The sequence below is a fragment of the Streptomyces sp. NPDC058308 genome (assembly GCF_042880275.1).
Taxonomy (GTDB): Bacteria; Actinomycetota; Actinomycetes; order Streptomycetales; family Streptomycetaceae; genus Streptomyces.
The window spans coordinates 1-23,201 of record NZ_JBHVZA010000056.1 but is presented as its reverse complement, the minus strand read 5'-3'; the positions used below and the strand labels follow the sequence as shown (position 1 = coordinate 23,201).

At 73.2% G+C, this 23,201-nt stretch carries 17 protein-coding genes; 4 read left to right on the top strand and 13 right to left on the bottom strand.

From position 1 onward, the window contains the following. Nucleotides 1–203: 203 nt before the first annotated feature. From ACFVYL_RS37340 to ACFVYL_RS37300, 9 genes are all read right to left on the bottom strand, one after another. Nucleotides 204–2,150 carry an anthranilate synthase family protein gene (locus tag ACFVYL_RS37340; protein WP_389724608.1) on the bottom strand — a complete coding sequence of 649 codons (1,947 nt, stop codon included), beginning with the start codon at nt 2,148–2,150 and terminating at the stop codon, nt 204–206. Then, nucleotides 2,147–2,770, bottom strand: a complete 624-nt coding sequence (locus ACFVYL_RS37335) for an isochorismatase family protein (RefSeq protein ID WP_389724606.1) — start codon at nt 2,768–2,770, stop codon at nt 2,147–2,149. Before ACFVYL_RS37335 ends, ACFVYL_RS37340 begins: the two co-directional genes overlap by 4 nt. A 58-nt stretch (nt 2,771–2,828) precedes the next feature. Further along, nucleotides 2,829–4,004, bottom strand: a complete 1,176-nt coding sequence (locus ACFVYL_RS37330; RefSeq protein ID WP_389724603.1) for a 3-deoxy-7-phosphoheptulonate synthase — start codon at nt 4,002–4,004, stop codon at nt 2,829–2,831. Nucleotides 4,005–4,038: 34 nt separating this feature from the next. After that, nucleotides 4,039–4,527 (bottom strand): PhzA/PhzB family protein, encoded by a 489-nt coding sequence (locus tag ACFVYL_RS37325; RefSeq protein WP_389724600.1) that lies wholly within the window; start codon nt 4,525–4,527, stop codon nt 4,039–4,041. A gap of 329 nt (nt 4,528–4,856) precedes the next feature. Beyond that, the gene (locus ACFVYL_RS37320; RefSeq protein ID WP_389724597.1) at nt 4,857–5,771 is read right to left on the bottom strand and encodes an aromatic prenyltransferase; all 915 of its coding nucleotides are present in this window, start codon (nt 5,769–5,771) and stop codon (nt 4,857–4,859) included. Between the two features lie 64 nt (nt 5,772–5,835). Then, nucleotides 5,836–6,909 (bottom strand): methyltransferase, encoded by a 1,074-nt coding sequence (locus ACFVYL_RS37315; RefSeq protein ID WP_389724594.1) that lies wholly within the window; start codon nt 6,907–6,909, stop codon nt 5,836–5,838. A gap of 49 nt (nt 6,910–6,958) precedes the next feature. Continuing rightward, nucleotides 6,959–7,861 (bottom strand): aromatic prenyltransferase, encoded by a 903-nt coding sequence (locus ACFVYL_RS37310; protein WP_389724592.1) that lies wholly within the window; start codon nt 7,859–7,861, stop codon nt 6,959–6,961. Nucleotides 7,862–8,708: 847 nt separating this feature from the next. Next, a complete protein-coding gene (locus tag ACFVYL_RS37305) occupies nt 8,709–10,406 on the bottom strand; it encodes a cytochrome bc complex cytochrome b subunit (protein ID WP_389724589.1) in 1,698 nt (565 codons plus the stop codon). A 385-nt stretch (nt 10,407–10,791) separates the two neighbouring features. Beyond that, entirely contained in the window at nt 10,792–12,339 is a 1,548-nt protein-coding gene (locus ACFVYL_RS37300) for an FAD-dependent oxidoreductase (protein ID WP_389724586.1), read from the bottom strand. 701 nt (nt 12,340–13,040) lie between these two features. Between ACFVYL_RS37300 and ACFVYL_RS37295 the strand changes: the two genes are divergently transcribed. Then, nucleotides 13,041–13,727 (top strand): hypothetical protein, encoded by a 687-nt coding sequence (locus ACFVYL_RS37295; RefSeq protein WP_389724585.1) that lies wholly within the window; start codon nt 13,041–13,043, stop codon nt 13,725–13,727. A gap of 28 nt (nt 13,728–13,755) precedes the next feature. Here ACFVYL_RS37295 and ACFVYL_RS37290 read toward each other — a convergent pair whose 3' ends face one another. From ACFVYL_RS37290 to ACFVYL_RS37280, 3 genes are read right to left on the bottom strand one after another with little or no spacing between them, the layout of a single operon-like run. Continuing rightward, nucleotides 13,756–15,105: an MFS transporter gene (locus tag ACFVYL_RS37290; RefSeq protein ID WP_389724582.1), complete on the bottom strand. Its 1,350-nt coding sequence runs from the start codon at nt 15,103–15,105 to the stop codon at nt 13,756–13,758. Next, complete coding sequence (locus tag ACFVYL_RS37285; protein WP_389724580.1) at nt 15,102–17,120, bottom strand: PEP/pyruvate-binding domain-containing protein; 2,019 nt, start codon at nt 17,118–17,120, stop codon at nt 15,102–15,104. The genes ACFVYL_RS37290 and ACFVYL_RS37285 overlap by 4 nt, the downstream gene beginning before the upstream one ends. After that, nucleotides 17,117–18,487, bottom strand: a complete 1,371-nt coding sequence (locus ACFVYL_RS37280; protein WP_389724577.1) for an acetyl-CoA carboxylase biotin carboxylase subunit family protein — start codon at nt 18,485–18,487, stop codon at nt 17,117–17,119. Before ACFVYL_RS37280 ends, ACFVYL_RS37285 begins: the two co-directional genes overlap by 4 nt. Before the next feature lie 367 nt (nt 18,488–18,854). Here ACFVYL_RS37280 and ACFVYL_RS37275 point away from each other — a divergent pair, with 367 nt between their 5' ends. The 3 genes from ACFVYL_RS37275 (at nt 18,855) to ACFVYL_RS37265 (ending at nt 21,505) form a co-directional block, all read left to right on the top strand. Further along, complete coding sequence (locus ACFVYL_RS37275; RefSeq protein WP_389724574.1) at nt 18,855–20,150, top strand: PAS domain-containing protein; 1,296 nt, start codon at nt 18,855–18,857, stop codon at nt 20,148–20,150. A gap of 91 nt (nt 20,151–20,241) precedes the next feature. Beyond that, nucleotides 20,242–21,147, top strand: a complete 906-nt coding sequence (locus ACFVYL_RS37270) for an NAD-dependent protein deacetylase (RefSeq protein ID WP_389724572.1) — start codon at nt 20,242–20,244, stop codon at nt 21,145–21,147. Between the two features lie 139 nt (nt 21,148–21,286). After that, nucleotides 21,287–21,505 (top strand): hypothetical protein, encoded by a 219-nt coding sequence (locus ACFVYL_RS37265; protein ID WP_389724569.1) that lies wholly within the window; start codon nt 21,287–21,289, stop codon nt 21,503–21,505. 428 nt (nt 21,506–21,933) lie between these two features. On the opposite strand, the gene ACFVYL_RS37260 is transcribed toward ACFVYL_RS37265, so the two are convergent. Further along, nucleotides 21,934–22,998, bottom strand: coding sequence for a polyprenyl synthetase family protein (locus ACFVYL_RS37260; protein ID WP_389724566.1), 1,065 nt, complete (start codon nt 22,996–22,998; stop codon nt 21,934–21,936). Nucleotides 22,999–23,201 lie beyond the last annotated feature (203 nt).

Here is a 23,201-nt window from a genome sequence, read left to right as displayed (position 1 = left end):
CCAGGGTGCCGGTCAGGGTCTCCGAACGCCGCGGTGTGCTCGCGCCGCCTGCGGGCGCGGTCCGCGTCCCGTTCGGCTGGGCCAGGTCAGACATGGTGGGTGAGTCCTTCGGTCGGGACGGCGCCCGGGGCGTGCGGGCGCCAGAGGGCCGGGCCGGCGCTCGGGGGAGGGCGCCGGCCCGGTGTTCACAGGGGCCGGCCGGTTCAGGCCGGGTCGGGGGTGCGGGCCGGATCGAGGAGGCCGGCCAGGACGGTGCCCACGATGCGGGGGCCTTCGCGGGTGAGGACCGATTCCGGGTGGAACTGCAGGGAGGCGAAGCCCGGTCCGCGCAGGGCGTGGACCTCTCCGGTGGCCGGGTCCCGGCTGACCTGGACGCGTTCGCCCTGGGGCAGGCCGGGCACGCCGCGGGGGGTGATCTCCTCGTGGTGGCTGAGGAGGGCGAAGGTGTTGTAGTAGCCGACGTGTTCGGGGGCTCCGAACAGGTCGATCTCCTTCTGCACGCCCTGGTTGGGGACGTCCCTGCGGCGCAGCGGCAGGCCGAGCTGGAGGCCCAGGACCTGGTGGCTGAGGCACACGGCCAAAAACGGCCGCTGTTCGCGCAGCAGGGTGGCGACGGCGGTGTGCAGGTGGCGCATCTTGGGGTGGGCCACCTCCTGCGGGTCGCCGGGGCCCGGTCCCATGACGACGAGGTCGTGGCCCTCGAAGGTGTAGTCCTGGTCGTAGCGGCGCAGGGTGACCTCAAGGCCCAGGGAGCGCAGCTGCTGGTCGATCATCGAGGTGAAGGTGTCCTCGGCGTCCACCACCAGCACCCGGCGGCCGGCCAGTTCGGGCAGGGCGGCGGTGCGCGTGTGGGTGTCGGAGAGCCAGAAGCCGGCGATGGAGTCGTTGCGCAGTTCCAGGGCGCGGCGTACCCGGGGGTGGTCGGCGAAGCGTTCGGTGGTGTCGCCGTTGAGGGCGGCGACCAGGCCGGCGGCCTTGGCGCGGGTCTCGGCGGCCTCGGAGGCGGGGTCGGAGTGGCGCACGATGGTGGCGCCGACGCCGATGGCGATGCGGCCCTGGTGGGTGATGTCCGCGGTGCGGATGAGGATCGCGGAGTCCATCGCCCGCTCGCCGTGCTCGTCGCGGCCGATCAGGGCGGCGGCGCCGCTGTAGTAGCCGCGGCCGCCGGGTTCGTACTGGTGGATGATCCGGCAGGCGCTCTCCAGGGGGCTGCCGGTGACGGTGGGGGCGAACATCGTCTCGCGCAGGATGTCGCGCACGTCGCGGTCGGTGCGGCCCTCGATGAAGTACTCGGTGTGGGCGACGCGGGCCATTTCCTTGAGGTAGGGGCCCACCACCTGGCCGCCGCCGTCGCAGATGCGGGCCATCATCTTCAGTTCCTCGTCGAGGACCATGTACAGCTCGTCGGTCTCCTTGCGGTCGCCGAGGAACTCAAGGACGCCCTCGAGGGTGGAGCCGGCGGGCGGGTAGCGGTAGGTGCCGCTGATGGGGTTCATCACGGCGGTGCCGCGCTGCAGGCTGACGTGGCGTTCGGGGGAGGCGCCGACCAGGATGCGGCTGCCGGTGTGGATCAGGAAGGTCCAGTGGGCGCCGGACTCGCGCTCCAGCAGGCGGCGGAAGAGGGCCGGGGCGCTGGCGGGGCCGTAGTCGGTGATGTCGGCGACGAAGGTGCGCTTGATGACGAAGTTGGCGCCCTCCCCCGTGCCGATCATTTCCTTGGCGATGCGGCGCACGACGTCCTCGTAGGCGGCGTCGTCGACGTCGAAGTCACCGCCGGCCAGCGGGGTGGGCACGTCGGGGAGGCGGGCCAGCGCGTCGGCCAGGGGCAGCTGCTGCTGGCCGGTGACGGTCATCGCCACCAGCGGGGTGCCGTCGTCGGCGCAGGCGAAGCCGCGTTCGGACAGCTGCCGGTAGGGCATGACGACCAGGACCTCGTGGCGGGCGCCGGCGCCCGGGGCGGGCGGTGGGGGCAGCGGGATGTCGGCGAGGGTGGCGGGCAGGGACACCGCGCCGGTCAGGACCTCCACCGCGTCCGGCCCGGTCGTGGTGGGCCGGTGCAGCAGGGCGAAGGCCGGCGCCTGGCCGGTCAGGGCCTGGTGCAGGAGGTCGCCCGCCGGGTGGGGGGCGGGGGTGGGCGGTGTCTGTGTCATGTGAACAGCCCCTTGACGGTGGTGACCCGGGCGCAGCGCTCGGCGGCGTAGGTGAGGGCCGAGCGGTGGTAGTCCTGGGAGAAGTCGGCCGTGGCGTCGGCGACGAAGAACGGCTGGATGTCGTGGGTGAAGGCGTCGACGGCGGTGGCCAGCACTCCGACGTGGGCGTAGACGCCGCACAGGATGAGCTGGTCGCGGCCCGCGGCGCGCATCCGCTCCAGCAGGTCGGTCTTGAAGAAGGCGCTGTAGCGCCACTTGGTGAGCAGCCAGTCCTGCTCGGTGGGGGCGAGCGCGTCGACGACCTGGCGGTCCTCGGGGGCGGGGCGCATGCCCGGGCCCCAGAAGTCCTTGAGCAGGCCGCGCTGTTCGTCGCTCATGCCGCCCGGCTGGGCGGTGTAGGCGACCGGGATGCCCAGTTGGGCGCACCGGTCGCGCAGCTGGGCCGCGTTGTCGACGAGGTCCTGGCGCAGGCTGTCGGGGAAGGGCTTGAGGAAGTACCGCTGCATGTCATGGACAAGGAGGACCGCCCGGTCGGCGTCGGCGGTCCAGGACACGGCGGCCGCGGGCAGGTCGCCCTCGGCGGGCAGGGGGTACGGGCTGATGGGGGGTATGCCGGTCATGGTTCCAGTCCTCGGCTTGGTGCGTGGCTGCGGGTGGCGCAGGCGGATGGGGGGGGCCTCAGGCGGGCCAGGCGGAGACGGTGGTCAGGGCCTGGGTGGGGTTGAGACGGGGGTCGCAGCAGGAGGTGTAGCGCTCGCCCACGGTGTCCAGGTCGGCTTCGGTGGTGGCGCATTCGGTGACGTCGTCGGGGGTGGTCTCCAGGTGGAGTCCGCCGGCCACGCCGCCGGCCGCGCGGACCGCTTCGACGAAGCCGGTGATCTCGCGCGAGACGGTGTCCACCAGGCGGGTCTTGTAGCCGCCGGGGGCGGTGACGGTGTTGCCGTGCACCGGGTCGCTGAGCCAGATCGCGGGGTGGCCGGCCTCGCGCACGGCCTCCACCAGACGCGGCAGGCGCCCGGCGACGGCGTCGGCGCCCATCCGGGCGATCAGGGTGAGGCGGCCCGGATCGCGCCAGGGGTCCAGCCGCTCGCACAGCGCCAGGAGTTCGGCCGGTTCCATGGCGGGGCCGACCTTGCAGGCCACCGGGTTGCTGACCTCGGCCAGCAGCGCCACGTGGGCGCCCTCGACCTGGCGGGTGCGCTCACCGATCCAGGGCCAGTGCGTCGAGCCCAGGAACAGCCGGCCCTTGTCGTCGGTGCGCAGCATCGGCGTCTCGTAGTCGAGCAGGAGGGCTTCGTGGCTGGTCCACACCAGCGGCTCGACGACCTCGCGGCCGGCGGCGCGATCGCGCCAGCCCAGGTGCTCGATGATGTCGCCGGCGGCCATGTAGCCGGTCAGGATGCGCAGCGGGTCAGGGCGGCGGCTCTCGGCGTCGGGTTCGGGGCCGTTGACCATGTGGCCGCGGAAGACGGGCAGTTCGACGCCGTCGACGATCTCGGTGGGCTTGGAGCGGGGTTTGGCGAACTGGCCCGCGATGCGGCCCACCCGCAGCACCGGCTTGCCGGTGATCAACCCGAGCGAGCCGGCAAGGAGGTCAAGCAGGGCGGCCTTGCGGGCCACATGTCGGGGGGTGCACTCCTGGGGGTCCTCGGCGCAGTCGCCGGACTGCAGGACCATCGCCTCGCCGGCGGCGACCTTGCCGAGCAGGGTGCGCAGGGTGGCCAGGTCGTCGCCCTGGACCAGCGGGGGGCGGGCGGCCAGGGCCTCCCCGACCCGGTTCAGCTGCGAGAGGTCGCTCCAATCGGGTTGCTGCAATGCCCCGCGGATACGAATCTCCCGTATAACGTCTTCCATGACGTACTCCGATCCAGCGGTAATCGAGTGGTACTCAGGTGGGAATGCCGGTGCGCTTGATCTCCGGAACCGGAATGCCGAGCGCACGCAGCTGCTGGAACGGATTCATGAACTCGCGATTACGCTTGATCTTTCCGTTCTCCAGTTCGAAGGAGTGCAGGAAGTGGTTCTCGTAGTAGCCCTCGGGGTAGTCCCCGAAGAGGATCTTTCCGCGGCCGTCGCATTCCACCCAGATGTGGTTGGGGTCCTGCGTCTCGAAAATCTGGATGTTGTACCACTCCCAGTCCGGGAAGCAGCCCAGCGACCACACGGCGTGCTCGGCGAGCCGGTCCCGGCCCACCGTCTCCACCGGGGACCCGGTGTCGGTGGTCCACAGGCCGCCGCGGCCGTCCTCGGTGAACAGCTCGTGGCGGCGCAGCCGGTCCTGGCCCCGGGTGTGCATGTACTGCTCGACGGTGGCCCGGTTGGCGCGGCGCAGTTCGGCCGCGTCGGAAAAGCCCTGGCCCGTGACGGAATCTGACATGAATGTCCCCTCTGCGAATAGCGGGTGGGTAAATGGGGGTGCCACGGGTGTGGAATCCCCTGCTGAGCACTGAGCGATCTTGCCTGATTCCTCAGAGCAAAATCAACACCGTTTCGACGTTACACTCATGAACATGGTGCAACATTCAACTTTATTGTGGGCATGAGGGTGTACGCACCGGTGGCAACAATTCTCAAGCCCGTCACGACATGGAAAAGGCGGGTGCGGAATAAGAAATTGCCTGAGCCCGGACCGGGGTCCGGGCTCAGGCAATGACGCGGATAACGCCAACGACGCCGACGACCGACGACGCCGACGGGAAGGGCTTCTCAGATCTTCCCGTTGTGGACCGCGCCGATCACCTTCCGCATCAGCGGCGACAGCTGGTAGTACGGGCCCAGGTTGAGGTAGCGGCCCTGGGGCTCCCACTTGACGGCCGCGATGACGATGGGCTCGCCCTCGTAGGCGCGCGGGGCGCGGCGCACGAACTGCTCGACCTGCTCGCTGATGCGCACCGGCAGGGCGGCGGGGTCCCAGCCGCGGGCCGGCGGCGGGGCGTAGCAGATCCGCTCGATGCGCGGGGAGTCCCAGCTGAGGGTGGTGTAGATGCGAAAGGAGCGCCGGGCGAAGGCGAGCATCTGCTCGTCGGGTTCCGGCAGGCCGATCGCGCGGTGCAGCGCGAGGATGTTGTGCGGTGCCCGGCTCTCCTCGGAGAGCTGGGTGAAGTACAGGTTGACCGTGCGGCGCCGGTAGTCGATGCCGGTCATCGCGACGTCGCCGAGGCCGTGCCGTTCGAACAGGCCGGTGTTCTTGGCCAGGGCGGGCGGCATGCTGGGGAGGCCGGCGAGCTCGGCCACCCCCTGCACGTCCTGCGGGAAGTGCGCGTAGATCTTGTTGAACCCGCCGACGACGCCGCCGTCGATGAGGTACTCGCTGATGCTGCACCGCGCCTGGAGGTCGGCGAGCAGGGAGGCGACGGGGTGGTCGGTGGCCGTGACGAAGCCGTGCGCCAGGGCGGTGGCGTAGGGATCGCCGCTGCGGGGCGGCACCGTGACGGTGTAGTCGAGTTCCGCCGGGGAGTCCTGGCCGCTCGACACGCTGTAGACGACCCCGGCCTCGGCAAGACCGTCCGCGTAGGCGCTCAGGATCGGCCAGACCTTCTCGCGCGCGCAGGAGAGCCCCGCCAGGCGGGCCGCCTCCTCGATGGCCGCGTACACCTCGTCGATCCCCGTGACTCCGGACATTTATCCTCCATGTGCCGGTTGGCGCTTGTTCGCAGCGGTGAGCGGGGGGCCCGGGATCAGCCGGTCACGCGATCTTCGTCGCGCACAGGATGGCCTGGACGGGGATGACGTCGCGGGGCACCTCGGCGGGGTCCTTGGTGAGGGCCTTGGTGACCTTGAACCCGCACTCCTCCAGCCAGTTCTGGTAGACCGACATCTTCTGCGGGCCGCCCTGGCCCATGGTGCAGCCGATGAAGAAGGCCGGGAAGAAGTCGACGTTGTAGTTGTCGCTGTCGCGGATGTCCTCGGGATAGACCGGCACCATGATGTTGACCGTGCCGCCGGGCTCCAGCGAGCGGTGGACGCCCTTGAGGATCTTGAACACGTCGTCCTTGTCGAACATGTCCAGGAAGTGCTTGATCAGCACGGTGTCGAAGCCCTTGGGGATCTCGTCGAAGACGTTGCCGCCGATGAAGGAGCAGTGCTCCTGCACGCCGTGCTCCTTGAAGTTCTCCAGGCAGGTGCTCTCCTTCTCCGGCAGGTCGAAGGTGGTCACCTTCAGCCCCGGGGAGGCCTTGTGCCGGTAGGTGTGGATCGCGCCCAGACCGGTGTTGCCGGCCACGTCGAGCACCTGGGCGCCGGCGGGGACGTCGATGTTGCCGAAGAACCAGGGGTCGATGTTGGCGGTGACGTTGTTCATCAGCGTCAGCCAGGCGTCGTTGAGGTCGCGGTGGCCGGCCACCGCGTCGTACAGCGTCCCGCCCTCGGTGCCGTACAGCTCCTTGAGGCCCACGATGGTGCCGGTGCGCGCGCTCTCGGTGAGGTAGAAGAGCTGCCGCAGCGCCACCACCTTGATCATGTTCATGTAGGTGAGGGCGCGCTTGAGGTCACTCTCGGCGACCTCGGCGAGCGCGTCCAGGGTGTAGGCGCCCGTGGCCTCGTCCTGGGCGACGAAGCCCTCCTTGACCAGCAGGAACAGCAGCTGCTCCACGGCGTCGGGCTTGGCGCCGACGGCCTCGCCGAGCTCGGTGGCGGTCAGGCCGGGCCGGGCGCGGAGCGTGTCGATGATGCCGAGCTCGAAGACGGACAGCAGGCTCATGAACCGCGAGGGGCCGACCATGTACTCGCGAAAGCGCCCGAGAGTGGCTTCAGTTGTCATGCGCTGATCCCTTTCGAAAGGTGTGAAGGGTGCTGTACGGGACTGCTGGTCACGAACGCCCGCCGATGTACGAAAGGTTCAGCCGGCTGTTGGTCCGCCACTGGTAGTACGACTGGAGCTTGTAGTACTCCTCGCCGCTGGAGGTCACCGCGGCGTAGACCATCTTGGGGGTGTCGGTGCCGTAGGGAACGCTCTTGAGGAACTGCTCGACCTTGGCCCCGAGCCGGGCGGAGAGCTCCAGCGGGTTCTCCGTCTTGACGCTGTAGGAGATCCGCTCCACCTTCAGCGAGTCCCAGTTCAAGGTGGCGTAGACGCCGAACGCCCGGCCGCAGAAGTCGAGCATCTCCTGGCTGGGCTCGCGCAGTCCGATCTCGCGGTGCATCGCCTTGACGGTGTCGGGGGCGACGACCTCCGGCGAGGCCGCGAAGTAGACGTTCATGGTGCGGCTGGCGTAGTCGATGCCGATCAGGTCGACCTTGTCGGCCAGGCCGTAGCGGGCGAAGAAGTCCGCGTTCTCGGCCAGGGCGGCCGGCATCGAGGGGATCCCGGCGAGGTGCCCGATGCTCTCGTGGCGGCCGCCGGGGAAGTACACCCAGATCTTCTTGAAGCCGCCCAGGACACCGAAGTCGACGCCGTAGCTGTCGACGGCGCAGTGCTTTTGGACCTCGGCGACCAGCGACTCGGCCGGGTGGCCGGTGCGGGTGGTGAGCCCCTTCTCCAGGGCGACGGCGTAGGGGTCGATGGCCCCGGGCACGGTGAAGCGGCAGTCGAACTCCCCTTCGTGGCGGGCGTTGGTCGCCACCCGGAAGGCGATCACCGCGTTCGGCAGGACCTCCTCGAACGCGGCCAGGATGGGCCACACCTTCTCGCGCGCACACGCCACGTCCAGCAGTCCGGCTGATTCCTCGACGGCAGCGTAGACGCCTGCCAGATCGGCGGTTCCCGACATCATTCCTCCATAGGTGGATCACGGCGCCGGTGTGAACGGCGGCAGTTACGGGCGGCGCCCCGGAGCCGGCGGGCGGCTCCGCCCCGGGCGCCGGGCGGTCTGGGGCCTGCACGCGCCGGGCGTGCGGGCACGGTGGAACGGGGCGGGGGCGCCGGTCGGGCGGGGCGCGGGAAAAAAGGGGGGGTGCTGCGCGGGGGTTCACCGACCGGCGCTGAGGGGCCGGTGCGGCGTCTGCGGGCGGCCTGGCCGCGCGGCGGGGGCCGGGCGGCCTTCGGTGCCGGCGGCGTCGGCCGGTGGGGCGGGCAGTGCGGGTGAGGGGCCGTCGGGCCGGCACGTGGAACACCAGGGCCCTGACGCAACTCCCCTGCGGCCACGGGCTCCACGCTCGACAGGGAGGGGGCACGGCTTTTGGGCAGGGGAGGTCTGCAGAAATAGTGACACGGGCCGGGCCCCACACCAAGAGCCCTTCAAAGTGACGTGGGTCACTCCAAGCGGAGGGGTGGGCGGCCCGCTCCGCCGCCCCGCGCCAGGGGCTCTTGCCGCCGGTGGGCCGGGGCGGGCCGGGCACGGGGAGGCAGGGATGCGGAGCCCGCCTGCGCCCCCGTACCGAGGCCCGCGGCCCGCCAACCCGCCGCCGTGCAGGGGCCGTTGGCGTACCGGGCGGTGAACTGGGCGCTTTGGGCGTGGTGTTCCGCTGCGGGGGCAGCGAGAGGGGGGGCGTGCGGGACCAAGGGGCCGGGGCGGGCCGGTGGTTTTGGGGCCGGGCGCACGCAGGCGGCGCGGGTGACCCGTCCCCTGGTCACCCGCGCCGCTGTCGGTGGCCCGGCCGGTGGGGGCCGGGCCGCCGGGGTCAGTGCAGTTGCTGGTCCGCCTCGCGGCCCTCGGCGGCGGGCAGGGCGGCCGGCGCGTGGCCGTTGGAGGTGTGGTCGAGGTGGTCCAGGGCCTGGCGCATCTCCTGCGGGCTGGGGTTGGGGATCTGCCCGCCGGACAGCCAGCGGCTGAGCCGGTGGCGCACCAGCTCCGTGCGGGACTTGGGATTGGGCACGCCCTGGTCGTCCTCGCGCAGCGGCGCCGGCAGCGGCTGGTGGACCTCCCGGGAGAGCAGCATGTACTCCTGCTCGCGCTCCAGGCGCTCGTGGACCTCGACGAACTCGCCGTGCGGCAGCCGCTTGATGCGGCCGGTCTCGCGGCCGTGCAGGAGCTTGTCGCGGTCGCGCAGCTGCAGGCCCATGCAGATCCGCTTGGTGATGACGTAGGTCAGGGCCGGGACGACGAAGACACCGATGCGCACGCCCCAGGTGATGGCGTTCATCGAGAGGTGGAAGCGCTCGGCGAGGATGTCGTTGGCGCCGCCGAAGAACAGCACCAGGTAGAACGCGGCCAGGGAGCAGACGAACGCGGTGCGGGTGGGCTGTTCGCGCGGGCGGTCCAGCAGGTGGTGCTCCCGCTTGTCGCCGGTGATCCAGGCCTCGATGAACGGCCACAGGCAGGCGATGCCGATCAGCAGCGTGGGCAGGACGACGGCGGGGATGAGGACACCCATGTTGACGGTGTGGCCGGCGACGGCGAACTCCCAGGCGGGGAAGGCGCGCAGGGCTCCTTCCAGGAAGCCCATGTACCAGTCGGGCTGGGAGCCCTGGGAGATCTGGTCGGGCCGGTAGGGGCCGTAGACCCAGACGGCGTTGATCTGGGCGATGCCCGCCATCAGCGACAGGACGCCGGAGACCAGGAAGAAGAAGCCGCCGGCCTTGGCCGCGTAGTGCGGCATCAGCGGCTGGCCGACCACGTTCTGCTGGGTGCGGCCGGGGCCGCGGAACTGGGTGTGCTTCTGGTAGACGACCAGGATCAGGTGGAGGGTGACCAGGGCCAGCATGATGCCGGGCAGCAGCAGGATGTGGAGGCTGTAGAAGCGCGGGATGACGTCCGTGGAGGGGAACTCGCCGCCGAACAGGAACATCGTCAGGTAGGTGCCCACCAGCGGGATGGCCAGGGTGACGCCCTCGGCGATGCGCAGGCCGGTGCCCGAGAGGAGGTCGTCGGGCAGCGAGTAGCCCAGGAAGCCCTCCAGGGTGACCAGGACCAGCAGGACCACGCCGATCAGCCAGTTCAGCTCGCGCGGCTTGCGGAAGGAGCCGGTGAGGAAGTGCCGCAGGGTGTGCGCCATGGTCGCGGCGATCATGGTGAGCGCCGCCCAGTGGTGCAGCTGGCGGATGAACAGGCCGCCGCGCACCTCGAAGCTGATGCGGAGCGTGGAGGCGTAGGCCTCCGACATCTGCACGCCCTGCAGCGGGACGTGCGGGCCCTCGTAGACCGTCTCGCTCATGCTCGGGTTGAAGAACATGGTGAGGTAGAGGCCGGTGAGGATCAGGATGATGAAGCTGTAGAGCGCGATCTCGCCGAACATGAAGGACCAGTGTTCGGGGAAGACCTTGCGCATCAGGGTGCGCCACTGGTAGATCCCGAGCCGTCCGTCCGCCCAGTCGGCGATGCGTTCGCCCTGCGGCGCCTTGGTCCGCTCCCGCTGCGGTGCATCTTCGGTGATGCTCATGCCCGCGCGCCCTCCCCTCGCCGCTCAGTGGTCACAGGCACACCCGGGCCGGCCGGTGGGCGGTCGGTGGTGGGGGCGGCCTGCAGCGGCGCAAACGGGCCCGTGCCCTTGAGCGGGAGGAACGCTATCGACTCCCCGAACGGGCGGACAACCACGCTCAAGCCGGAACCCGGCCCCAACTCCACTGGTTCTCGAGCGAGTTTCGAGTCATCCGCAAGGGCGGCCGCCCACCGGGCACCCAACTGGCGCGTACGGGCTGGGGCGTTGCTGCCCGACGTCCGCCACGGGTCGCTCAAGTCGGCCTCTACAGCAGGTAGTTGCTGCGCTCTTGTCATGCCTGAACCCTATGTCCACGCGGTTCGCCGCTCGCGGCCGCCTCCCCCCTTCACCAGGTCACCGGCGGGGGGCGTTCCCCGGCCGGTGCCACGGGCGGCCACTGCGCCGAGGAGCCCTGGGGCCGGCGGCGGGCGGAGCCGGTGGCCACCCCGATGGCGGGCGCGGCCGGGGCCGGGGCGGGGGCGCGGCGGCGGGCGGCCGGGCCGTGGGTGAGGCTGGGCGGCGCGGCCGGGGCGTGGGGGGCGGCCGGCTGGGTGCGCGGGCGCGGCACGGCGGCCAGCGGGCCGGCCGCCTGGAGGCGGGCGACCAGCTGGGTGGCCGCGTGCGGGTCGGTGGGTGAGGCGGCCGCGACGCGGGCCGTGTAGCGCCGGGCGAGCCGGGCGCGCGGGCCGGTGGGCGGGTCCTCGTCCAGGGTGGTGCGCAGGTGGCGGGTGCTGGACTGCCAGGCGGGGGCCAGGCGGTGGGCCAGTGCGCGGCGCAGCCGGTAGCCCAGGCCGACGGTGGTGCCGTGGCCGGCCAGGACGTGGTCCAGGACCAGGGCGCCCTGCACGGCCAGGGTCAGGCCCTGGCCGTGGGCGGGGTCCAGGACGGCCAGGGCGTCGCCGACGACGAGGAACTGATCGGGCCAGCGGCGCAGTTTCTCGTAGTGGCGCCAGCGGTTCTCGGTGCGGGCGCAGGCGTAGACGGGGCCCAGCGGGGTGGCGGCCTCGATGACGTCGCGCAGCAGCGGGTGGCGCAGGGCGCCGGCGGCGTGCAGCAGGGCGGCGTGGTCGGTGGGCGGGCGTTCGGTGTCGCCGGCGCAGAGCGTCACCGACCAGCGGCCGCCCTCGACCGGCTGGAGCGTGCCCTGGCGGGGGTTGTCGGGCGAGGCCATCAGCAACAGGGCCTGCCAGTCGGCGACATGGCCGACGGGCGGGGCGAACACGGTGGAGACGTAGGTGGTGCGGGCCTGGGTGACGCTCTCGCGGGGCGGCTCGTAGCCCAGTTCGGCCAGCCAGTGCGGGGCGCGTGAGCCGGCTCCGGAGGCGTCCACCACGAAGTCGGCGGATATCAGCTGCCGGGGGCCCCAGCCCTGGGGGGTGCGGCGGTCCCGGGCGCGGGCCCAGACGCCGGTGACGGTGTCGTTGCGGCCGGGCTGCAGGGCGACGACCTCGTGGGCGGGCAGGAAGCGCACCTTGGACTCGGCGCGCAGCCGGTCGCGGATCACCGCGTCGATCAGGTCGCGGCCGGCGCTGAGCATCGACAGGCCCGAGTCGAAGCGGGGCAGCCAGCCGTGCGGGCCGAGCAGCAGCATGTCCTGGGGCAGGCGCAGGCGGATCGCCCCGGCCCGCTGGAGGTCCTGGCCGATGCCGGGGAAGAGCTGTTCCAGGCCCTGCTGGGCGGTGGTGGTCAGGCTGTGGGTGTGCCGTGCCTGGGGCACGCCGCGGCGCCGTCCGGTCCCGCGCGGCAGGCGGTCGGCTTCGATGACGGTGACGTGGTCCATGGAGTTGGCCAGGGCCCGGGCGGCGGTGAGCCCGGCCAGGCTCGAGCCGATCACCACGGCGTGGCCGCGGCCGGCACTGCCGTGTGTGTCGACGCCGCGTGCGTCCGGACTCATCTGGGCCGCCCTTCGGGTGCATCTGTGGTTGCATCATGCGGCGTGCGCCGCCCTGCGCGGCGGCCTTTGCCCACCTGCCCGCCCCGCCCCCGCCGGTGCCCCGGGCCCGCCGCCGGCCCGCCCGCCGCCGTCCCCGGCCGGGGTGTTGGGCCCCGATACGCCTGGTGAGGGCGTATCCGCGGGCCCGGCAGGGCGGGGCGTCGCGCGGCTGCGCGCGGGGCGGCACGCAGAGCGCGTTCAAGCGGCCCTCAAGGCACTCACGACGCGGCCTGAGGCGGACGTCGAGCAGACGGTACGGCGCCGAACGGCGCTGTGTGCGGGTGCAGTTGCTCCCGGCCGCCGGACCGCCGGGGCGGGGCGCCCGGCCCCGGCGGTCCGGCGGGCGGCAGCAGCACTGGGGCGAACAGTACGCCGGTGGGCGGGAGTTGGCTGCGGAGGGGGGGCCGGAAAGGGGCGGGCGGGGCCTGCGGGGCGGGGCGCGGTACAACTCCCTAGCCGGGTGCGGCCGTTCGCGCCGCTCCCCCGCCCGGGGTCCGGGCGGTGCGGGGCGTGGAGCGCGGGTGGGGTCCGCGTGGCGGGTGCTGCTCTGGGGCAGGGTGTGAGGAGAGCGGTGCGGTGGTGAGGGAAAGGGCGGGCGGTGCGGCCTCGCATGGGGTACCTTGCGGCGGCCGGGTGGCATGGACCTGACAGTCATGCGATGTGTGTTCCGCGCATCCTTTGTGGTGCGCCAGGAGAAGGGCGGCGACGCCGTGAACAGATCCGTCTCCAGAGGCCCGGTGCGCACCGGCCTCGCGTTCGGCGCGGCGCTGGTGTCGGCCGTGCTGTGGGCCACGGCGAGTGCCGCCGCCCCGCAGGAGAGCGCGGGCGGCGCGGTGGCGGTCTCCGCCGCGCGGGCGGGCGGTGAACGCGGCTGCCCCGTGGTGTATTTCGATCTGGGTGAGACTCTGGTGCACACCGCCGAGGACGGCAGCACGGGCTACCGGCCGGGTGCGGCGGCCTATCTGCGGGCGCTGCGCGCGCGGCACATCAGGATCGGTCTGATCACCAACGTGCCGCCCGCGTGGGGCGCGACGGACGCCGAGCGGGCCGCCCGGCTGCGCCGCGAGGTCGATGCGACGTGGCGGGGTGCCGCGCCGTTCGCCTGGGCGGACTTCGGCGAGCGGGTCCTGACGCCGCGCACGGAGGCGGAGCGCAAGCCGGCTCCCGCGCTGTGGCAGCGCGCGAAGGCCGGTCCGGGCCGCTGCCGGCTGGTCTACCAGGCCGAGACGGCCCAGGAGGTCGAGGTCGCCGCCTCGCTGGGCTTCGTGCCCTACCAGGTGGCCCGCCCGCACCGGCCCGCCTACCTCCCGCTCGCTGTGCTCGAGCGCCTGGGCCACCGCGCCCGCTGACGTGACGCCTCCCGGGGGCCGGGGGGTGTCAGCGGCCGCCGGCGGTCTGCCGGCCGGCCTCACCCGCCGGGTCCGGGGCCGGGCTGTCGGGGGCCGGTCGGTCCTGGCGTACCGCGCCGGTGCGCAGCAGGAGTTGGAAGGCGCCCAGCAGCAGTGCCGTGGCCAGGGCGCTGTGCCACAGCAGGGCGTCCAGGTGGCCGGCGGAGAGGTAGGCGCCCGCGGCGACCGCGGCCAGGGCGCACACCGCGCGGTCCACGATGCTCTCGATGGAGAGCAGGGTGGCGCGCGGGGCGTGGGCGGGCACCGCGTCGTTGACGAGTTTGCGCTGGACGGGGTAGGCGAAGCCGGTCGCGGCGGCGAACAGGCACAGCAGCGCGACGACGGCCCAGGGCCCGCCCAGGGTCATGGCGGCCAGGGTGCCCGCGAGGGCGAGGCTGAGCAGGGAGACCCAGGTGACCGGGGGCAGGCGGCGGCTGAGCCACTGGGGGCGGGCCGAGGCCACCGCCTCGGCGAGCGTCATCGCGGCCAGCACGCCGCCGTGCGAGGACTCCGCGATGCCGTGGTCGAGGAGGATCGGCTGGAAGAGGTTGACCTGGCAGATGCGGGAGAGCGTGAACAGGGCCACGCCCTGCACCATCACCAGGGCCAGCCGGCGGGAGGAGGCCACGCAGCGCAGCGCGGCGCCCGCGTCGCGCAGGAAGGCCCCGCCCCGGCGCCCGGCGCCCTTGCCCGGCCCCGTGCCCGCCGGGGCGCTCGGCGTCGCGTGCTGCGGGCGGGCCAGGCGGGGCAGGGCGAGCGCGCAGGCCAGGGAGCCGGCCGCGCTCAGCGCGCTGAGCAGGTAGGGGGCCGGGTGGGCCAGGGCCATCAGGGGGCCGACCAGCGGCCAGCACACGACCTTCGCGGCCAGGCCCAGGGCCCGTGCGGTGCCCTCGGCCTTGAGGTAGTGCGCGTCGCCTCCTTCGGCGCGCAGCCCGTCGTAGAGGTAGGCGCTGGCGGCGCCGGAGGTGAGCGAGCGGCCCGCGGCGATGGCCAGGAAGTGGACGAGGAAGCCGGGGTAGGAGGCGCTGAGGACGGGGGCGAGGTTGGCGGCGGTCATGACGATGGCGCCGGCCCGCAGGCAGTTGCGGGCGCCGATGCGGTCGGCGATGAGCCCGGTGGGGATCTCGAACAGGCAGAACGCCACGTAGTAGATGCTCTGGATGCCGAAGATCTGCGCGTCGCTGAGTCCGGCGCTCTTCTGGTAGGCGTAGAAGACCGGCATCCACCACAGCAGGTTGAACAGCAGCTGGAAGCCGTAGTTGAGGCGGATGATGCGCCGGGCGGTGGCGGTGGGGCCGGCGCCGGTGTTCTTGCCGGGGCGCCGGGGGTGCGCGCTCACAGGGCGTAGGGGCGGATCTGGACCAGCCGGAAGTCGCCCTGCTCGGTCATCAGCCACTCGATGTCCAGCGGCTTGTCGACGTCGGCGCCGCCCAGGTGCGAGCCGCTGAAGTGGGACTGCAGGAGCCGTCCGGTCAGGGACAGCTCGGCCAGGCGGGTGCGGGTGGCGGCGGGCAGGGCCTGGCCGAAGGAGCCCAGGGCGAGGGTGCGTCCGCCGCCCTCGACGGTGTTGTACAGGTACTGCTGGGGCAGCACCGAGCCCTCGACGACCTGTTCGGGGGAGCCGGGCGAGCAGTTGAGGTAGACGTTGCGGAAGTCCTCGCGGCGGGTGGGGTCGCAGGTGACCAGGACGCCGCCGAGGGAGGCGGGCACGTACTCCTGGATGATCACGCCCATGTAGGTGTCGTCCAGGGAGATGCCGACCTGGTGGCGCAGGCGCACGCTGCGCGGGGAGAGCAGCGAGGCCCACACCTGGCGTACGGCGTCCAGGAGTTCGCCGGTGGAGTTGACGGTGGTGACGGAGTCGTAGACGCCCGCGGCGGAGAAGCCGGGCAGGTCCTCGGCGTTGGAGGAGGAGCGCACCACCAGGCGTCCGCTGGGGGCGGTGGGGAAGGCCTGGCTGATCTGGCGGGTGACGGAGTCGGGCAGGGGGGTGTGCCGGATCAGGTGCTGCAGTTGCAGGCAGAGGGCGTCCAGGACGTCGCCGGCGTCGAGTTCGAGGGCCATCTTGAGTTTGCCGATGCCCTGCTGCAGGGGCGCACAGGAGGCCAGGAAGTGCTGCTGGAGGGCGAAGGGCAGGGCGACGCCGTGCGGGGCGCCGACGGTGGCGGCCACGAAGCGGGCGGCGTGGGCGTTGAGTTCGGCCCGGGTGGGGGCGCTCAGGCCGAGGCGGGCGGCCAGGTGGGCGGTCAGGTCCTCGCGCGGGGGGCGGGGCCGGCCGTAGAAGGCGGTCAGGTCGGCGGTGCGGCTGTCCAGGACGTGGTGCAGTTCGCCGAGGTTGGCGGCCTTGGTGCCGTAGCGGTCCCGGTCGGCGCTGCGCAGGCGGTGCAGGGCCAGGACGGGGGCGTCCTGGAGCAGGGGCGGTTCCAGGCGGATGCGCTGCTGGTGCCAGGCGGGGGCGGCCAGCGCCGGTTCCTGCTCCAGGCGTTCCAGGACGATCTCGTCCTCGCGGACCCGGTAGTGCACCCAGGCGCCGTCCAGGGCGTCCTGCGCCAGGAGGCGGTCCAGGTCGCGCACGATGGCGTTGGGTATGCCCCAGCCCGAGGCCAGGACGTTGGTGTGGGAGAGCGGGGTGATGGGCTGGGTGTTGAGGAATCCGGCCACCCGGGGCACGTCGTCGGGCAGGCACGGCATGGCCACGATGTCCGCCCAGCCCAGGGCGGGTTCGGCCGCCGCGTAGGCCTCGTGGGTGGCGAAGTAGCGCAGCCGTCCGGTGGCTTCGCCGGGGTTGAGGGGGGTGCGGGTGCGGGTGCCGAACAGTTCGTGGCTCAGGATGCGCGGCACGCGCTGTTCGCTGATGGCGGCCAGTTCCTCCTCCTGGCCGTGGTTGGCGGGTTTGAGGAGCAGCGGTAGGCGGCCGTCGACGCGCTCGCGGACGAACGCGTAGAAGGAGGCGAGGAGTTCGCCGTGCATGGTGTCGGCTTCGGTGGTCTCCAGGACGAGGAAGGTGCGTTCGCGGCCCTCGAGGTCCTCGTCGGTGTGCAGGGAGAGCACGCCGAGCAGGAAGCGGCGCTGGGGGTCCATGTAGACGGAGGCGTTGAAGGCGTCCAGGTCGGCGTCGAGGGCGGCGAGGTCCATGCCCAGGATGCGGGTGGCGATGTAGTTGACGTGGAAGGGGTGGGCGGCGGTGTCCAGGAGGTGCCAGGTGTGGGCGGCGCGGTCGACGACGACCTTGAGGTAGGGGTGGCCGGCCAGGACGCCCGAGAGGGTGCGAAAGAGCGGCAGGGAGAGGTTCTCGCCCGTGACGGTGCGGTCGGTGGCCGGCTGGGGGGCGCCGGTGAGCAGGGGGGCGGTCATCGGCGGGCCTCCTCGGGGCGGGCGGCGGGCAGGGCCTGGGGCAGGGCGGCGATCAGGGTTTCGAAGCCGCGCAGCACGCTGTGGGGATCGGGGGCGGACAGCAGGCACAGGGCGGCCATGGTGTTGGCGCCGGCGGCCGGGTCGTAGACGGGCACGGGGCTGCCGTCGGCCAGGCTGCTCTCGGCGACCGCGCAGAGCGTGCTGTGCGGTGCCAGGGGGATGCGGGCGGCGGCGGAGAAGTCCCAGATCCTGCGGTCGGGCCAGGCCTGGCCGGCGGCGTCGACGGCGAGGACGACCAGGGAGCCGGCCGCGCCGCGGGCCTGGGCGGGGGTCAGGGCGTGGGCGGGCCAGGCGACGGGGCGGCGCAGGAGGTGGTCGATGAGCATGCCGACGAGGTCGAGGCCGAAGACCTCTTCGACCTGCGGGACGGTCATCGCGCCGCCGAACCGGGCGGCGGTCTCGATCAGCCACATGCGGCCGTCGGCACCGAGTTTGATCTCGGTGTGGGTGCCGCAGTCGCGCAGGCCCAGGGCGTCCACGGAGCGCCGGGCCAGGTCCACGATCTGTTCCTGGGCGCCGGGGGGCAGCAGGGCGGGGGTGATGCTGGCGCGTTCGGTGAAGGGTTCGACGGTGGGCATCCGGCCGCTGAGGCAGACGGGGTGGAAGGCGCCGTCGGCGACGACGCCCTCGACGCTGACGTAGTCGCCCCAGCCCTCCTCCGTGAACCAGGACGCGGCGGTGCCGGTGACGATCTCCTCGACCACGAAGTCGGCCTGGGCCCGGGCGACATGCAGTTCGGCGTAGCCCAGCTGGGCGGATTCGGCCATCACCTGGCGCGAGCGGTGCCAGGCGGCGCTCACCTCGTGCGGGGCGCGGATGATCTGGTGGGCGGTGGAGCCCGCGCTCCAGGCCGCCTTGAGCAGCAGCGGGAAGGACAGCTCGGCGGCGGCCGCGTGCAGGTCGTCCTCGCTGGCCAGGGGGCGGAACGCGGGCTGGGGCAGGCCGTGTTCCTGCCAGGTGCGGCGCATCAGGCGCTTGTCGCGGGCCAGCGCGGCGGCGCTGCCCGCGCCGGCCAGGCCCAGTTCCTCGCACGCCTGGGCAACAGCCACCACCGCGTACTCGGAGAAGGTGAGCACCGCGTCCGCGCCGACGGCCCGGGCCTGCGCGACGATCAGGGACACCAGGTCGCGGCGCTGGGGGCCGGTGGGGGTGAGCACCGAGGCGCACAGGGTGTGGGCGGGGCCGGTCGTGGCGGGCGGGAGCGCGCTGAGCGCCAGCAGGTGCACCCGCGCCTTGGCGGCCGCCCGGGACAGGACGTGACCGAGCGGCGGGCCACCCTTGGCATGCACCAACAGCACTGTGCTCACTGAAGTTCGTCTCCATTCGTCCGGTCGGACTGTGCCCCCGTACGGGCCGGCGCCGCCGCGCGCCGGGCGCGGGGATCACCGGATGTCGGTTGCGGGGCGTGTTCACCCGCACACTCAAGGGGACCAGGCGGCAGGCGCCTGCCGCACCGGCGGGAGGGTCTGCCGCTCAGGCAAATGCCTGAGTCGCACGCCGTGTTGCCCCCGCCGGAGTCCGGTGCGGGCGGCGGTGCGGGCCGGCCGCGCGGCGGCAAGTAGGTGTGTCCGGGCGGCACTTCGGCCGAGAAGCGGGCATGCGCGGCAGCGGGGCGGGATACGCATCGCGTGGTGACGTTGCGTCAACTGGCCGGATACGGACGGAGAGAGCGCTGTGGACGATTCCAGTCTCAAGGAACTGCTCGAGGACCTGCCGGTGTTCTGGTGGGAGGTCGACCAGCCCTGGCAGGTGCGCGAGCGGGGCGGCGGCGCGTTCGCCGACACCTCCACCGCGCAGCGCTTTTTGGAGCGGATGCACCAGGAGTCCGCAGGCCCTGGACACCCGCCGCGCCAGGACCGCTGGCAGGCCCGGTTCGACGGGCGCACCTTCGATGTGAGCTGGCCCCGCCAGGCCGGGCGCGGCCGGCGCGGCCCGCACGGCCTGGCGGTGGAGGTCGAGGCGCGCCCGCCCGTGCCGCGCCGTTACGCGGCCTTCGCCGACCTCGCCGACCTGGCGCCGGCCGCCGCGTTCATCCGGGACCGGCAGGGCCGCTACCTGTGGGCCAACCACGCCTACGCACACCTGTACAACACCACCGCGCAGGAGCTGACCGGCAAACGTATCGAGGACTTCGACGCCCCGGCCGAGGCGGCCCGGTTCCGGGCGCTGGACCAGGAGATCCTCACCCGCGGCACGCCGGTGCGCCACACCCTGGGCTACCGGCGCCCGGACGGCAGCGCGGGGCGGGCGGTGGGGCACCGGTTCCCGGTGCGCGAGAACGCGCAGACGTGTGTCGCGGGGATCTACGTGGACATCACCGACCATCTGCGGGCCCTGGTCCAGCGCCAGGAGGCCGAGGAGAGCCTGCGGGCGCTGCGCGATCACAGCGGGCTGCCCTGTGCGCTGCTCTCGGCCGGCGGCCGGGTGCTGGAGGCCAGTGCGGCGGCCGCCGAGCTGTTCCATCTCGCCCTGCCCGACCTGGTCGGGCGCCGCGCGCACAGCCTGCTCGCGCCCGCTGCCGGCCTGGAGAAGCTGCACGCCCGGTGGAGCGGGCTGATAGCCCGCCGCACCAGACGGGTGGAGATGTCCGCGGTGCTCCTGGACGCCCAGGGCCGCCAGCGGCGCGCCCGGCTGCAGCTGGCCGCGGTCGGGTCCGCCGCGGGCCGGGCGCGGCAGGTGTGGGCCGTCATCACCCACCAGGGGCTGGCCCACGAGGCCCATCCCCCGCTGACCGCCACGCAGATCCGCATCCTGTGCCTGCTGGCGCAGGGCAGCAGCAACAGCGACATCGCCGCCTCGCTGAAGCTGTCGCGCCAGACGCTCGACTATCACCTCAGCCGCCTGCGCCAGCTGCTGGGCGCGGCGAGCCGGCCCGCCCTCATCGCCCGCGCCTACGTGCTGGGCATCCTGGCCCCGCGCGCCTGGCCGCCGCGCTCGGCCACCGCGGCGCACCCCCTCAGCACCGCCTGACCGGACGGGCCCGCCCGCCCGGCCGCCCCATGACGGGCGGTGCCCCGGGCGGGCGGTGCCCCGTGGCGGGTGGGTGCCTAAGCTGGCGGTCATGCGGATGCGCCCCACGCTGAGCTGGGAGCCCCCCAGCGGCCAGGACGATTTGGCGCCGGCCTCGCGCGAGGTGGCGGCGGTCGTCGCCGCGGTGCGCGCGGGCGGCGTCGTCGTGCTCAGCGGGGCGGGCCTGTCCACGGAGTCGGGCATCCCCGACTACCGCGGGGCGCACGGCTCGCTGCGGCGCCACCACGTGCCCATGACGTTCCAGGAGTTCACCGCCGATGCGCAGGCCCGCCGGCGGTACTGGGCGCGCAGCCAGCTGGGCCGGCGGGTGATGGCGCGGGCCCGGCCCAACACCGGCCACCGGGCGCTGGCCGCGCTGGCCCGGGCGGGCCTGGTCACCGGCGTGATCACCCAGAACGTCGACGCCCTGCAGCAGGCCGCGGGCACGCAGGAGGTCATCGAGCTCCACGGCAGCCTGAGCCGGACGGTCTGCCTGGACTGCGGGGACCTCGGCGACCGCGCCGAGCTCGATGAGCGGCTGCGCCGGGCCAACCCGCACTTCGAGGCCCGCGCCGCCGGCCACCGCGCGGCGCGGGTCAATCCCGACGGCGACGTGGAGCTGCCCCAGGAGGCGGTCCGCGCGTTCGAGGTGGTGGCGTGCAAGGCCTGCGGCAGCGGGATCCTCAAGCCGGACGTGGTCTTCTTCGGCGAGAACGTGCCGCCCGCGCGGGTGGCGGCCTGCCGGCGCCGTGTCGCGCAGGCGTCCGCGCTGCTCGTGCTCGGCTCGTCCCTGACGGTCATGTCCGGGCTGCGCTTCGTGCGCCAGGCCGCGCAGGCCGGTATCCCGGTGCTGATCGTGAACCAGGGCCCCACCCGCGGGGACCGCTTCGCCGACCACCGGATCGACCTGCCGCTGGGGCGGGCCCTGAGCGACGTCGTGGCCCAGAGCGGCGCCTGAGCCCCCGGCGAGGTGGCGGGCTGCGGGGCTCGGGCAGTGCGGCGGGAGGCGAACGCGCGGGCGACGGGCTGGACATCCCCGGCCGGCCTCTGGCAGGGTCGCCCGTCCGTTCCCCCCACGTGCCGAAGGGAGAGCCGCGGTGATCGAAGTGAACACGCGCAGCGTCAAGGAAGCAGCGGCGGCCGAGCAGTTGCGTACGGACACCACGACCCTGGACATTCCCCAGGGATTCGACCTGTGGTCGACCGAGGAGATCGCCCAGTGGCTCGAGGGGGTCGAGGACGACCCGGCCGTCTCCGACGCCGACTTCTACGCGGCCCAGCAGGCGGTACGGCGGGTACTCGGCGAGGACGCCTGACCCGGCTACCGGCCACCGGCCACCGGCCACCGGCCACCGGCCAAGGATTCCGGCTACCGGCTACCGGCTACCGGCTACCGGCTACCGGCCAAGGATTCCGGGCCCGGCCGCGGGTTGCCGCGGGGTGAGAACGCCCGGTCCTCCCCCGGGCCGCTGCCGGGGGCGCCGGCCCTGCTGAGCGCCCGTCAGCCGCCCTCGCCGGCGGACCGGCGGTGTGCGGCGGCGCCCGCACGGGCGGGGCCCGGCCGTCGGCCGAGGACGCCCCCGGCGGGACCGCAGCCGGAGGCGCCGAACGGCGCCCTGAGTGCCTGTCAGCCGCCCCGGGCCCGTGCGGGCGCCCCGAACCTGCGGGGGAAGAGCTGCTCGGCGATCCGGTGGTCCGCTCTCCCGCCACGCCCCCGCGGTGCGGGGGCGTGGCGGGGGCGGGGTCAGGCGGTGCGGTAGGCGACGCGGGTGGCCATGTGGGTCAGTTCGGTGCGCCACACCGGGTCGATGGGGGTGTCGGCCAGGGCCGCGCAGCCCTGCTCGACGAGGTCGGCGATGTGTTTTTCGATGTCGTGGGGGACTCCGGTGTCCACCAGGTGGCGGCGTACTTCCTCCGGCGTGTGCCCGGGGGTGGTGATCAGGCTGTGGATGCGCTCGTCGCGCTGCATCGCCCAGCCCAGGAGCAGGGTCATCTTGTGCTGGCTGAAGTCCAGGCCGGCGGGCTTGCCGGTGTCCGCGGAGTCGCCGAAGGCGTCCAGCAGGTCGTCGCGGAGCTGGAAGGCCTCGCCCACCGCCTCGCCGTACTTTTCGAAGGCGGGGGCGAGGTCGGGCCGGCCGGCCGCGCTCGCCCCGACGGCCAGCGGCCGGTGGATGGTGTAGTGGCCGGACTTGGCCAGCGCGATCCAGCGGGAGAGCTGGGGGTCCACGCAGAACTCGGCGGCCGCGCTCATGTCCATGTACTGGCCGATCATCAGCTCCGAGCGCAGCCGGTTCCACACCGGGACCACCGCCGCGGGTGCGTGGGCCATCAGCTGCTCGGAGTAGACCAGGGCCAGGTCGCCGACGAGGAGGGCCACGCCCTCGCCGAACCGGCGGGCCTCGCCCTGCCAGGCGCGGCGGGTGTGCAGGGCGGAGTGGTGGGCGTGGACGGTGGGCAGTCCGCGCCGGTGGCTGGAGGCGTCGATGATGTCGTCGTGGATGAGGGCCGAGACGTGCAGCATCTCCAGGGCGGCGGCGGCCGTCACGACGGCGGGGTTCTCGGGGTCGCCGTCGGCGGCGAGATAGCCGGCGATGCAGAAGGCGGGCCGGATGCGTTTGCCGCCCGCCGCGACCAGTTCGGACAGGGCGTCGACGGCGCCGACCGCCCGCTCGTCCACCGCCGTCCATAATTCGTGTTCGGCCGAAAGGAATGTGCGCAGATGCTGTTCCATTCTCTGCAGCAGATTCTTGCTGGTGCGGCGTGCGGTCTCCGCTAATTCCTGGTCCGTATCGATACAGGTCATTTCCATGGCCACAGCCTTTTCCTTGTGTAGAGGGTGAACAGTGAGGCGGCGGATTACCGGGAGGCGGCAGGGGTACGCCGCCGTTTCGGCAGGGGTCGTACCGGCGGGGCCGCGGGCCGCGGGGGCACCGCCGGGTGGCGCCCCGGCCCGGGCGGCGGGCCGGGGCCGGCCGCCCGGGCGGGGCGCGGGCCTCCCGCCCGGGCCGGGAG